At 53.7% G+C, this 13508-nt stretch carries 12 protein-coding genes; 7 read left to right on the top strand and 5 right to left on the bottom strand.

From position 1 onward, the window contains the following. The first annotated feature begins 7 nt into the window (after positions 1-7). From tdh to tmpB, 6 genes are all read left to right on the top strand, one after another. Complete coding sequence (gene tdh, locus ACZ1HJ_RS05445; protein ID WP_472722159.1) at positions 8-1033, top strand: L-threonine 3-dehydrogenase; 1026 nt, start codon at positions 8-10, stop codon at positions 1031-1033. 70 nt (positions 1034-1103) lie between these two features. Next, positions 1104-1934: an isocitrate lyase/PEP mutase family protein gene (locus tag ACZ1HJ_RS05450; protein ID WP_472721308.1), complete on the top strand. Its 831-nt coding sequence runs from the start codon at positions 1104-1106 to the stop codon at positions 1932-1934. After that, complete coding sequence (locus tag ACZ1HJ_RS05455; protein WP_472721309.1) at positions 1927-4377, top strand: GcvT family protein; 2451 nt, start codon at positions 1927-1929, stop codon at positions 4375-4377. Before ACZ1HJ_RS05450 ends, ACZ1HJ_RS05455 begins: the two co-directional genes overlap by 8 nt. 16 nt (positions 4378-4393) lie before the next feature. Further along, a complete protein-coding gene (locus ACZ1HJ_RS05460; RefSeq protein ID WP_472721310.1) occupies positions 4394-5389 on the top strand; it encodes a GlxA family transcriptional regulator in 996 nt (331 codons plus the stop codon). Between the two features lie 102 nt (positions 5390-5491). Continuing rightward, positions 5492-6634, top strand: coding sequence for a 2-trimethylaminoethylphosphonate dioxygenase (gene tmpA, locus ACZ1HJ_RS05465; protein ID WP_472722160.1), 1143 nt, complete (start codon positions 5492-5494; stop codon positions 6632-6634). Then, a complete protein-coding gene (tmpB, locus tag ACZ1HJ_RS05470) occupies positions 6631-7236 on the top strand; it encodes a (R)-1-hydroxy-2-trimethylaminoethylphosphonate oxygenase (RefSeq protein ID WP_472721311.1) in 606 nt (201 codons plus the stop codon). Before tmpA ends, tmpB begins: the two co-directional genes overlap by 4 nt. 44 nt (positions 7237-7280) lie before the next feature. Here the strand turns inward: tmpB and ACZ1HJ_RS05475 are convergent, their stop codons facing one another. From ACZ1HJ_RS05475 to ACZ1HJ_RS05495, 5 genes are all read right to left on the bottom strand, one after another. Beyond that, a complete protein-coding gene (locus ACZ1HJ_RS05475; RefSeq protein ID WP_472721312.1) occupies positions 7281-8606 on the bottom strand; it encodes an NAD(P)/FAD-dependent oxidoreductase in 1326 nt (441 codons plus the stop codon). Further along, on the bottom strand, positions 8603-9418 hold the full coding sequence (locus ACZ1HJ_RS05480) for an ABC transporter permease (protein ID WP_472721313.1): 816 nt from the start codon (positions 9416-9418) through the stop codon (positions 8603-8605). The genes ACZ1HJ_RS05475 and ACZ1HJ_RS05480 overlap by 4 nt, the downstream gene beginning before the upstream one ends. Next, a complete protein-coding gene (locus ACZ1HJ_RS05485) occupies positions 9415-10305 on the bottom strand; it encodes an ABC transporter permease subunit (RefSeq protein ID WP_472721314.1) in 891 nt (296 codons plus the stop codon). The genes ACZ1HJ_RS05480 and ACZ1HJ_RS05485 overlap by 4 nt, the downstream gene beginning before the upstream one ends. Positions 10306-10309: 4 nt before the next feature. Then, positions 10310-11434 (bottom strand): ABC transporter ATP-binding protein, encoded by a 1125-nt coding sequence (locus ACZ1HJ_RS05490; protein ID WP_472721315.1) that lies wholly within the window; start codon positions 11432-11434, stop codon positions 10310-10312. Between the two features lie 61 nt (positions 11435-11495). Further along, positions 11496-12578: a polyamine ABC transporter substrate-binding protein gene (locus ACZ1HJ_RS05495; RefSeq protein ID WP_472721316.1), complete on the bottom strand. Its 1083-nt coding sequence runs from the start codon at positions 12576-12578 to the stop codon at positions 11496-11498. 146 nt (positions 12579-12724) lie between these two features. On the opposite strand from ACZ1HJ_RS05495, the gene ACZ1HJ_RS05500 reads away from it, so the two are divergent. Beyond that, positions 12725-13420 (top strand): GntR family transcriptional regulator, encoded by a 696-nt coding sequence (locus ACZ1HJ_RS05500; RefSeq protein WP_472722161.1) that lies wholly within the window; start codon positions 12725-12727, stop codon positions 13418-13420. Positions 13421-13508 lie beyond the last annotated feature (88 nt).

Genomic DNA, 13508 nt, shown 5'->3' on the forward strand with positions numbered 1-13508 from the left:
AAACGAAATGAAAGCATTGGTCAAAAGCAAGCCTGAACCAGGGCTTTGGATGGAATACGTACCCGTCCCGGAGCCCGGGCCAAGTGACGTGCTGATCAAGGTGAAAAAATCCGCCATTTGCGGCACGGATGTACATATTTGGAAATGGGATGAATTCAGTGCAAAAACGGTCCCGGTGCCGATGGTTGTCGGGCATGAATTTGTCGGCGAAATCGTGGATACCGGCGCCGCAGCGATCAAGTACAGGATTGGTCAACGTGTCAGTGGAGAGGGCCATGTAGTTTGTGGCACCTGTCGTAATTGCCGTGCCGGCCGCGGGCACCTGTGCCGCAATACGCTAGGCGTGGGTGTAAACAGGCCAGGTTCTTTTGCCGAATACGTTTGTATTCCGGAAGACAATGTGGTGCCTATCCCGCCAGATATCTCTGACGAAATCGCATCCATATTTGATCCGTTTGGCAACGCCGTTCACACAGCCCTTAGTTTCGATCTGGTTGGTGAAGATGTTTTGGTCACAGGTGCCGGTCCGATCGGCATCATGGGCGCGCTGGTTGCTCAACGGGTTGGGGCACGCAAAGTCGTCATCACAGACATCAACCCTTATCGCCTTGAGCTGGCCAAATCGATGGGCGTTCAACATGTCGTCGATGTAGCCAAAGAGCAATTGCGCGATGTGATGGATACGATTGGAATGACCGAAGGGTTTGACGTGGGCTTGGAGATGTCCGGTGCGGCCCCTGCGATGCAACAAATGATCTCGCGAATGAACAATGGTGGGAAAGTCGCGCTGTTGGGGATCGCCCCGACGGAATTCCCTGTGGATTGGAACACCGTCATTTTCAGGATGCTGCACATCAAGGGCATCTATGGGCGCGAAATGTTTGAGACCTGGTACAAAATGATCGCGCTGGTGCAGTCCGGGCTGGATGTGTCCGGATTGATAACACACCGGATCGGGATCGATGACTTCGAAGAAGGCTTTGCGGCAATGATATCAGGAAATTCCGGGAAAGTTGTGATGGATTGGGCATGAATAGCGTCGAAATTGGATGTCGACCTGGCGCCGCTACTCTGCAGTTCTCTTTTAGAAAGGAATTGATTCCATGGGCGATCTAGGTTGCTTGTTCAGAGCGCTTCACAGGCCCGGTGATCCGTTTGTTTTGGTTAATGCCTGGGACAAGGGGTCAGCCCTGATGATGGAGGCGTTGGGTGTACAGGCCCTCGCGACCACCTCTGCGGGAAATTCTTTTTCTGAGGGCCGTGTAGATGGTGGAACTCTGACGCGAGATGAAGCCCTGACGCATGCGCAGGACCTGGTTAGTGTTGTTGAAATCCCGGTATCGGGCGATTTTGAAAACGGCTTTGGTGAATCCCCCGACGTTGTAGCCGAAACAATCCGCATGGCGGCGGAGGTTGGGTTGGCCGGGTGTTCGATCGAAGACACTGCCCTTCCGTCTTTTGCACCGTATGACTTCGACCTTTCGGTTGAGCGTATAAGGGCCGCCGCCAGTGCGGCTCGAGCGCTTGCGCGTGATTTCGTATTGGTCGCGCGCGCGGATGGCGTGATGCTGGACAGTTACAATTGTGACGAGGCGATCCGGCGCATCCAGGCGTTTGAAGCCGCCGGCGCCGATTGCGTCTATGTTCCGGTGCCCCCAAATATAGAAGAACTCAAACGCATAATTTCTAGCGTATCAATCCCGGTAAATGTGTTGGTTTCAGGCCAGTTTTCGAGCCTATCACGGCAGGAATTGGCCAAAATGGGTGCGGCTCGACTTTCCTTGGGCGGTTCGTTGGCGCGTGTCGCTTACGGCGCCGCAATCAAGGCGGTGGAGGGAACATTGGTAGGCGATTTCTCAATGCTCGCCCGCGCCAAAGATGAAAACGACATCAACAAATTGCTGACAAGAAATGACGGAGTGACGGATGCCTGAAGTACAAAAAGAGGGCGATATTGGGGGCAAGAAACTGCCAAGCCATACAAAAGTAGTCGTGATCGGCGGTGGCGTGGTTGGGTGCTCGATTTTGTTTCACCTGGCCAAGTTTGGCTGGAAAGACGTCGTTTTGCTTGAGCGCGATGAGCTGACAAGCGGATCAAGCTGGCATGCGGCAGGCCAAATTCACACGATCAGCAGTGATCCGAATATCAGCCGCCTGCAAGGATACACGATTGATCTCTATAAAGAGATTGAGGAAACAAGCGGCCATTCCGTGGGCTTGCACATGACAGGTGGCTTCTATCTTGCGTCCAACCAGACATGGTATGACTATCTCAAGCGCGAACGTTCCAAAGCCCGTTACATGGGCCTGAATCAGGAATTCATCAGCCCCAAGGAACTGGCAGAGCGTCATCCGCTGATTGATCCAAAACACTATTTGGCTGCATTATGGGATGACCAAGATGGAGATCTTGACCCCAGTGGCGCAACGTATGCTTTTGCCAAGGCCGCGAAAGTTCACGGTGCCCAATATTTCACACATTGTGGTGTAACAGAGACGAAACAGCGCACTGATGGCAGTTGGGATGTTGCCACGCCCAAAGGTGTTATCAATGCAGAGCATATCGTCAATTGCGGGGGCTTGTGGGCGCGGGAAGTCGGGCACATGCAAGGTGTGAATTTGCCTGTTCAGCCGATGGAGCACCATTACCTGATCACGGAAGCCATTCCGGAAATAGCGGCGCGAACGGATCGCCTGCCCTGCGGCATTGACTACGAAGCCAATATTTACTTCCGGCAGGAGCGACAGGGTATGCTTCTGGGCACCTACGAACCCAAAGGAACGCCCTGGAAAGTTGATGGCACGCCTTGGGATTTTGGGCATGAGCTTTTACCGCCGAATCTTGAGCGTATCGCTGATCGATTGGAACTTGGATTTGAGCGCATTCCAGCCTTGGCAAATGCAGGCATTAAGGATGCGATCAACGGGCCATTCACCTTTGGGCCGGATGGCAACCCAATGATTGGCCCTGTGCCGGGTATGAAAAATTATTGGTGTGCCGTGGGCGTCATGGCCGGCTTCTGTCAGGGCGGCGGTGTTGGTCTGACAATGGCGGAATGGATGATTGACGGAGAGCCCAGCATCGACGTTTGGGCAATGGATGTGGCGCGCTTTGGCGAGTGGGCCAGTCCGGATTGGGGTACGGTAAAATCCACGGAAAATTATGAGCGCCGGTTCGTCATGACCTTCCCAAACGAAACTCTGCCAAAAGGACGTAAGCAAAAGACGACGGCGCTGTATGACCGTTTGGTCGCCAAAGGCGCGGTAATGGATCAGGGCTTTGGTTTGGAGAACGCACTGTGGTTCGCCGATGGCCCGGATGATGCACATGAAGAGCCTACGTTCCGACGAAACAGGTCCTTTGAGTATGTCGCGCGCGAGATAAAAGCGGTGCGTGAGGCGGTTGGTGCAATCGAGGTCGCCAATTTTGCGAAACACGAATTCAAAGGGAAAGGCGCAAGGGCATATTTAGACACTATCCTTGCCGGATACGTTCCAAAACCTGGCAGATTGACCCTTACACCGATGCTAACGGAAAACGGTAAGCTCTATGGTGATCTAACGGTTGCGTGTCTGGACGAAGAGCATTTCATGTTGTTTGGATCCGGCGCCATGCAGGAGGCACATCGTCGATGGTTTGAGCGCAGCCTGCCCGGTGACGTGAGCTATCGAAATGCAAGCGATGACTGGCATGGGATAGCGCTCAGTGGGCCAAAATCACGTGATTTGCTGCAGCGGATCACACGTAAGGATGTGAGCGCTGAAGCGTTCAAGTTCCGTGATCTGGCCGAATGCTATGTCGGAGATGTTCCCGTTATCCTGAACCGGATCAGCTTTTCCGGGGAGCTTGGCTATGAGATTTATTGCAAACCCCATTATTTGGTTCGCTTGGCTGAGGCCATAGAAGAAGCCGGTGCTGATCTTGGGCTGAGATGGTACGGTGCGCGTGCGTTGATGAGCATGCGTTTGGAAAAGGGCTGGGGCGCCTGGACCTTGGATTTCCGGCCAGACTTTACAGCGGCCGAAGCAGGGTTGGATGTCTTCATCAATTGGAAAAAAGACTTTGTGGGCAAAGCCGCTGCCGAAAAACAACGTACAGAGGGGCCTCAAAACAAGCTCGTCACTTTAGTGATCGATGTCGATGGCATTGATGTCAGCAACGATGAGGCAATTTTGCAGAACGGTGAGGCGGTCGGTTATGTGAGCTCAGGGGGCTATGCGCATCACGTCAAAAAATCTGTCGCCATGGGATACGTTCCGTCGCAAATGGCTAAGGGCGGCACAAAAGTGCAGGTAGAGATCCTGGGCGAGCTTTATGACGCCGAAATCCAAGGCGGGCCGCTCTATGACGCCAATGGGGCCAACATGCGGGCCTGAAACCAAGGAAACCGGGATGAGCGAGGACGACAAACCCAAACGATATGTCTTTTTGCTGATCCCGGGTTTTTCGCCCTTGGGCATGACATGTGCACAGGAAACGCTCGCCTTGGCGAACAGGTTTGCGGGCGGATCCCGAGTTTACTACGAATGCCTTCTGATCAGTGAAGATGGTGCGCCTGTCACAAGCTGGAACGGGATGAAGGTGTCCGTGGACGCGGGCCTGATTGATCTTCATCGTACCGACACCCTGATCGTGTGTGCAGGGGTTGATGCCCCTTCAGGCAGTTCCAAGAAAGTCGTGAATTGGCTGCGGCGCGAAACGCGAAAGGGTATTGATTTTGGTGCTCTCAGCAGCGGTGCCTTTGTCCTGGCATCGGCTGGCTTGCTGGACGGAAAACGCATCACAACCCATTGGGAATACGCTTCCGCAATTGCGGAGATGTTCCCGGACGTGGAAATGCAGGAGTCTATTTTCACTGTAGATGGGCGCGTTTTCACCTGCGCGGGCAGTGCCAGTTCAATGGATCTGATGCTGGACCGTATTCATTCGGATTATGGCGCGGAATTGGCCACATGGGTAGCGGATCAGATGATCTACACTGCTCCGAGGTCTGAAGAACACGCGCAACGGGTATCCATGGCGAAGCGTATGGGCGTGCGTAACACCAAACTTGTGCGTGCCATAGAAGCGATGCGACAGAATCTCGAGGACCCGATCCCGCCCAGTGAAATTGCAAAACATGTCGGCTTATCGACCCGCCAACTGGAGCGTCTGTTTGCGCGCTATCTAAATACTTCACCCAAAAAGTACTACCTCGGTTTGCGGTTGGAAAAAGCCCGACATCTGTTGATGCAAACAGAGCTCTCATTGATCGAAATCTGTGTGTTGTGTGGATTTCGCGCGCCTTCGCACTTTTCTAAAACTTATAGAAAGGAATTTGGCGTGGCACCGAGCCGCGACACACGTGGATCCAGTGTTCTCTTCTCTGGGCGAAGTGGCGAATTCTGACGGTCTTTTGTCGTTTTTTGACACAGTAGAGCGTCGTTTATCGCCATGCCCGGCCAGGTGCTCTACCGCATCCTGACCAAGAGGCATGAACCGGAGGTAGCAATGAATTCCGTTGACGTCATTCAAGATGGCCAAGCGCTCCAACTCAATATTGGTAGCGGAACGTTCCGGTTCCACGCAATCTGGCTGCGCGACAATGCTTGGGATGAGAGAACACGTGACACCAGAAATGGCCAGCGTTTGATCGCGCTTCGCGACATCCCCGCTAACACTGTCATTAAACAGGCATCGGTCACGCAAAATACGCTGGTCGTCGAATTTCACCCCGGCGGTCAACGGATTGAATATGACCTGGCATGGCTAAGTCAGCACGCCTACGATACTGAGAAAACACGCAGTTTAGGGTGGATCAGAGACGAAATTAGCGAGTGGGATGCGACGCTGAGCCATGCTATTCCCTTGGCTGATTTCACCGCAGTTAAACACGATCATCGCGTTCTGGCAGATTGGTTAGGCGGCGTTGTGCAATATGGTTTTGGCAAGCTGACCGGTGGTCCGATTGCCGAAGGCGCACTGTTTCAAGTCGCTGAATTATTCGGGTTTGTGCGCGAAACGAATTACGGTCGGCTGTTTGAAGTTCGAACCGAAGTAAATCCTACAAATCTTGCCTATACCGGTTTGGGTTTACAGGCTCATACGGACAATCCCTACCGTGATCCGGTGCCAACAGTGCAAATCCTTTATTGCCTAGAAAACTCGGCTGAGGGCGGTGAAAACATGGTTGTTGATGGGTTCGCTTGTGCATTGCGATTGCAGCGCGAGGATCCTGCGGGGTTTCAATTGCTCAGCCGATACTGTGCACGGTTTGAATATGCGGGCGAGGATGGTGTGTGCCTGCGTTCGCGCCGTCCAATGATCGAACTTGCGCCGGATGGGGAATTGATCGGTATACGGTTTAACAATCGTTCGGCAGCAGCAATAGTGGACGTGCCCTATGATGACATGGCCGCATACTATGCCGCCTATCGGCGTCTTGGAGAAATTATTGATGATCCAGCGATGGAAGTGACGTTCAAGCTTGCTCCGGGGGAGTGTTTCATTGTCAATAACACCCGCGTTTTACACGCGCGAAAAGGCTATTCCGGAGAAGGCACACGTTGGTTGCAGGGCTGTTATGCTGACATGGACGGGCTCAGATCCACGCATGCGTCGCTTGTGCAAAAAATGGGATACGCGGCAGAATGACATCTAAAAATCAGACTCTAAACCGGGCAAATATTGTTGATTTCCTCGCTGATATTTTTAACCGCCGCGGAGGAGAAGAGTATCTGGGTGAGCCTGTTACAATGGCGCAGCACATGCTTCAGGGGGCCACGATTGCCGAACAGCAAGGGCAAAGTGAAGAGATAATTGTGGCCACGTTGTTGCATGATATCGGGCACTTTACCTCGGAATTTGGAACGTTCCGGATGGATGACACCGAAGACCGGTTTCACGAAGAAGCCGGAGCAAAGATTCTGGACCAGTTCTTCCCGTCAATTGTCACGGATTGTGTGCGCTACCATGTCGCCGCCAAACGCTATTTATGTGCCACGCGGCCCGAATATCTGGCGCTTTTGTCGGATGCGTCCGTTCATTCGTTGAACTTGCAAGGTGGCCCAATGACCGATGCCGAGGTCGCGACATTCGAAAAAAACCCTAACCTGCAGGAGATCGTGGCGGTTCGTTATCTGGATGATGCTGGAAAAGAACCAGATATGGAGACGCCGGATTTCGCCCATTTTGCACCGATGGTTCAGAGGGTGGTCGACGGTTTTTGCGGGGCATCGGCGAAGAGTGCTGAATAGGTCTCCCGCAGTGTCCTTTCCTGCGTCTTGTCAGGTTTGTAAGTTCAGTCGCCTGTCACCAAAGCCATGGCATAGAGCGGCCATATTGTTGCGCGCCGAAAGCGCCCAAGCGGGAATCTTTTGGGCGGTGTTTGCATGATCTTCGGGTGCAGGGTGCGAGACGGTCGACCCAAAACCTGATCCGCGAGTAAGGAGCCTGCATAGGAGGCCATGGCGACGCCATTCCCATGGTAACTGATTGCGGTAAACGCACCAGGCATCTCGGGGATTGGGCCGGCATAGGGGGTTAGATCACGTGAAATCGACAGAAGTCCCTGCCAGTTGAACGGGGTTTCGACATGCGCCCAAGCCGGGAACATCGTTTCGAAGTGGCGACGGATAAGCCGATACATTTTTGCGTCGGATTTGGCCGAACTGAACAGCCCGCCACGCATACCGAAAAGCATCTGATTGTTGGGCATGAGGCGAAAATAGTGCAGCAGAAAGCGGTCATCATATGACATCTGGTTGCTGGTCCACCCTTGCGATTGCAACTCCGTTTCCGTCATTGGGCGCGTCACGATCACGTTGGACTGAGTTGGCAGGTATCGGGCGCGCAACCAGCTAGGTAGATCATCGGAAGAATAGCCGTTGGTTGCCACGACCAGTCGTTTTGCCGTGATCGTCGCATTTGGCGTGATCAAGGTGAAATCGGCCCTATGATCGATGCGTTGGACCGGCGAATTTGCATAGATACGTGCCCCTGCGCCGGTACTCGCATCGGCCAATCCGATTGCATATTTGAGCGGATTGAGTGCAAAACCAACAGGTGTGGTCATTGCGCCGAAAAACGGACCTTGCATGCCGATGCCCGCAAGGTCCTTGCGCTCAACGATCTCGGGCATGACCCCAAGATCGCGCAGTGTTGTTTCGGCCTTTTCGGCAAAACCGTTCATGGCTTTTTGATTGTGGGCCAAGAGCGTTTCGCCCTTTGAATGGGTGTCACAGGCAATTCTGTAGCGTTTGATCAGGTCGCTCGCCAGATCAACGGCTGCAAGTTCCGTCTTGCGGAATTCAAGGCGGGCGGCTTCACCAAAGTGTTGGCGTAAGACTGTATCGGAAGCCGCGGAACCACCCAGGCAACAAAACCCACCGTTACGCCCCGACGCCCCCCAACCGGGTGTCTGTGCGTCCACCACCACAACATCACTGCCCGCTTCACACAGATGCAGCGCGGCTGAAAGGCCGGTAAAGCCTGCCCCGATAATGGCAACATCACAGGTGATTTTACCCTTAGCGATTGGGTAAATCGGGGGCTTTACCGTGCTTGGCCAATAGCATTGTGCACGTGGGCCCTCGCCGTAAGCATAGGGTGGATAAACCCGCGTCATGCCTGAACGGCGGCGCGTTCCTCGGCCTGTTGGCGCAGGGCTGCGCGTTTCGTGATCAGGGACGCTGTGATGACACCTACGGCAACAATCGCGATCATGATCGTCGACAGGGCATTGATCTCGGGACTGACGCCCAGACGCACGGAACTCCAGATTTTCATCGGTAGAGTTGTTGCTGACGGGCCTGCTGTAAAGCTTGCGATGACAAGGTCATCAAGGCTCAGCGTGAAGGCCAGAAGCCACCCGGAAATCACGGCAGGTGCGATGATGGGCAATGTGACCAATCGAAACGCCTGCATCGGGGAACAGCCGAGATCCAACGCAGCTTCTTCAAGGGAGCGGTCGAAACTGACCAGACGGGACGAGACGACGACAGAGACGAAACACATTGAAAAGGTCGTATGCGCCAAAACGATTGTGAGCACACCACGATCAAGTCCAATGCCGATGAAAAGCAGCAAGAGCGAAAGACCTGTGATCACTTCCGGCATCACAAGGGGCGCATAAATCATGCCGGAAAACAGAGTTCGGCCCACGAATCGGCCAGCGCGTACCAAAACGAGGGCGCCCATCGTGCCGAGTATCGTAGCAAAGGTCGAGCTGATCACCGCGACCTTAAGTGTCACCCACGCGGCGTTCAGAAAAGCCTCGTTCTGGATCAGTTCCCCGTACCATTTGGTTGAAAACCCGGCCCAGACAGTAACCAGTTTGCTTTCGTTGAAGCTGTAGACGATCAAGATGATCATCGGAAGATAAAGGAAGGCGAACCCGAGGGTGAGCGAGGTGGTGTTGAACCAAGTCAGACGTCTCATCCGTCAATCTCCCGCTGCTTTTGCTCGTTTCTTTGAAAGAGGATGATTGGGATGATCAGGATCAGCAGCAATATGACCGCCACAGCGCTGGCAACAGGCCAGTCGCGGTTGTTGAAGAATTCCTCCCAGAGGACTTTACCGATCATCAGCGTTTTTGAACCGCCCAACAAAGACGGGATCACAAATTCGCCCAACGCGGGAATGAAGACCAGAAAACACCCTGCAATGATGCCATTTTTACTGAGCGGAATGGTGACCAGCCAGAACGCCTTCATGCGCGAACACCCCAGATCTTCGGCAGCTTCCAAAAGTGATGCGTCAAGCCGTTCCAATGCCGAATAGATCGGCAAAATCATAAACGGCAGATAGGTGTAAACGATGCCGATATAGACCGCCAGATTGGTGTTGAGGATCACCAAGGGTTCACTGATTGCGCCAATACCTAGCAAAAACTGGTTCAGATACCCCTCGTTGCTCAGAATACCCATCCACGAGTAAACCCGGATCAGAAAGCTGGTCCAGAAGGGAAGGATAACCAGCATCATCAAAGTGGGACGCCAATGGTCAGGCGCATTGGCCATCCCGTAGGCAATTGGATAGCCCACCAGCAGCGTAAGGAACGTGGCAATGACCGCAATTTGCAGCGAAGACAAATATGCCTTCCAATACAGATCATCGCTTGTCAGGAATTCAAAGTTTTCGAAATCCAGCGCGCTCCAGAATTCCTTAAACCCTTGCCAGCCCGTGCCGAAATCCAGTGTTGGCGTGTAGGGTGGGATGGCCAGATCAGTGTCCGACAAGCTGATCTTGAGCACGATCAGGAAGGGCACCAAGAACAGCGCCAAGAGCCAGAAGTAAGGGATAATGATCAGAAGGGCGCGGCGCATCACGTCAATCCTTCAACAGAACACCAGCGGTGTCGGTCCAGGAGAGCCAAACGTCATCTTCCCATGTGAATGTGCGGCGCGAGAGCCGCCGGGTATTGGCCGTTTGCGATTTGACGATTTGTCCATTTGAAAGCTCGACATGGTAGGTCGAAAGGTTCCCGAGATACGCGATATCCAAGATCTTGCCCTGAACCGCATTGATGGCATCCTGGGGTTTTTCCGCTGTGATAGACACTTTTTCGGGCCGGATAGCCAGATGGCAGGTTTGCCCCTTATCCAGCGCCAGATCAGATGTCGCGCGAAGCTGCGGTTGACCTTCGGCGAACGCAATATCGTAGCCGTCGCCGCTGGGCGTGGCGGTACCGCTGATGATCGTCACATCACCGATGAAATCGGCCACGTAAACTGAATTGGGTATTTCGTAGATGTTTGCAGGTGTGTCAGCTTGGATGATGCGACCATGGTCCATCACGGCCACCCGGCTGGCGACGGTCATCGCCTCTTCCTGATCATGGGTCACGATCACGAAAGTCGTGCCGGTTTTCTCCTGGATATCCATCAACTCAAACTGCGTATCTTGCCGCAGCTTGGCGTCCAACGCGCCCAAAGGTTCGTCCAACAACAGCAGTTTGGGTGCCTTGGCCAGGGACCGCGCAAGAGCTACGCGCTGACGCTGTCCGCCGGAACACTGATGCGGTTTACGTTTGGCGAACTGTTCCAGTCGCGTCAGTTTCAGCATCTCGGCGACGCGGGCGTCGATCTGATCTTTGGGCATGTTATCCCGTTTCAGACCGAAGGCGATGTTTTCCCAAACGCTCAGATGTGGAAACAGCGCATAGGATTGAAACATCATGTTCACGGCGCGTTTATTCGGCGGAATGGGCGCGATGTCCTGACCGCCCAGAAGGATTGTGCCTTCGGTTGGAGTTTCAAAACCCGCCAGCATACGCATCATTGTGGTTTTGCCGCAGCCGGACGGGCCCAACAAGGCAAAGAACTCCTGCGCGTAGATGTCAAAGCTTTGATTGTCGATGGCAACGAAATCGCCAAAGCGCTTTGTCACATTTTTGAATTGGATGAGCGGTTTTGCATCCGGATCATTCCACGGTGCGAATTCGGTTTGTCCCATCCACTGCCCCTTAGTTCAGAAAAAACCCGCGCAACTCAAGTTGCGCGGGTTTGTTTGGCGGTTAGGTGCCTGATTTGATCTTTGTCCACATCCGCGTGACGACCCGTTGAACCTTGGCCGGGTAGGGCGTGGTTGTGTACAGGTTTTTCAGCGTTTCCGGGGTTGGGTAGATGGCTGGATCCTCGATCACATCCGCTTCCAGCATCGGCTGCGACGCCAGATTGCCGTTGGCGTAATAGACGTAGTTCGATGCGTCCGCCATATTCTGCGCGTCCATGATAAAGTTCAGGAATTTATGCGCGCCTTCCGGGTTGGGTGCGTCGGTTGGAATGGCCATTTGGTCAAACCACATCAGCGATCCTTCGGCGAAGGCATTATAGGCAATGTCCACGCCATTTTCAGCCTCTGCCGCACGGTCCCGCGCCTGTAGGATATCGCCGGACCAACCAACGGCGACACAGATGTCGCCATTTGCCAGCGCATTGATGTATTCCGAACTGTGGAATTTCTGGATATGCGGTGCCACGCCTGCCAGAACCGGCTCTGCCTTGGCCAGAACGTCCGGGTCATGACTGTCAGGGTCTTCACCCAGATATTGCAGTGTCATTGGAATGATTTCTGTTGGCGCGTCCAGGAAATGAATGCCGCATGCCGCGAGCTTTTCGGCATTTTCAGGGTTCAGGATTAGTTCCATGCTGTCCATTGGCGCGTCGTCGCCAAGAATTTCAGCCACTTTGCCGACATTCACACCGATCCCGGTGGTGCCCCACATGTAATTGATTGAATAGGCGTTATCCGGGTCGTATTGCGCCGTGCGTGATTCAATCACATCCCACATATTTGTCAGGTTGGGCAATTGCGCCGGGTCGAGCTTTTGAAAGGCACCTGCTGTAATCTGGCGTTGCAGGAATGTGCCAGAAGGAACCACCACGTCGTATCCGGAGCCGCCGGCCAGCATTTTTGTTTCCAGCACTTCGTTGCTGTCAAACACGTCATAGATCAATTCCAGACCGGTTTCCTGTTCGAACTTCTCCAACAACGCTTCGTCGATATAGTCAGACCAGTTATACACGCGCACTTCTTCGGCATGGGCAGTGAGTGTGCCCACGGCCAAAGCGGCGGTGGTCAATAGTAACTTCTTCATTTTTATCTCCCGTTGGTCGGCATTTAGCTTGCCGTACGCGCAGATTTGATCAAAAAATTCTCCGCGTGGCAATATGGTAATGTTTTCACGCAGCCGCTAAACTCGCAAGACAAGAGATGCCTCTCAGCAATTCGGACTTTATGGCAATGATCAAACCAGCGCTGAAATCCGGTGCCAACGCCACGGAACCGGTTGGCCTTCCCGCGCATGAACTGATTTACCGGCGGTTGCGGGATCTGGTGCTGTTTGGGGATCTGGCGCCAGGTCAGGCGGTGACGATACAGGGGCTTACCGATCAGCTGGGCGCGGGTATGACGCCCGTGCGCGAAGCGATCCGACGGTTGATTGCGGAAGGCGCGCTTGAATTCCAGGGTAACAGACGCGTTTGCGTGCCGCTGCTGAGTGCCGAAAATATCAGTGAATTAATCGTTGCAAGGCAATGGCTTGATCCGCATTTAGCTTTGCGTGCAACGGAACGTATCACCCTTGATGAACTTGATGAACTGACGGCCATGGATGCCTTACTGGACCAAGCAATAGAGCAAGGCGATTTGCGCGCGTATCTGGAGTTGAACTACAGGTTTCACCGACGCCTTTATGAAATTGCCAAGGCCCCTATTTTGGCAGATATGGCAGACGGTTTGTGGCTAAGGTTTGGACCTTCCCTTCGTGTAGTGTGCGGGCGAATTGGCACCCAGAACCTGCCAGATAAACACAAGGACATGCTGGCAGCGATGCATGCGCGCGATGCAGAGCGCGCAGCGCGTGCTATTCGTGAGGACGTGATACAAGGAATGGAGCAGGTTCGCCGCTCCTTCGAGATATCCTCCGCAGAGGGCTGATTCGATTGACAGGGAATAATTTGATCATATTCTGGTCATAACCAGAACCAGCTGCATGATTCCGTAGCAATCCATTTGTGAAAGGGCT

It is taken from the genome of Roseovarius sp. JB2-10 (assembly GCF_055693585.1).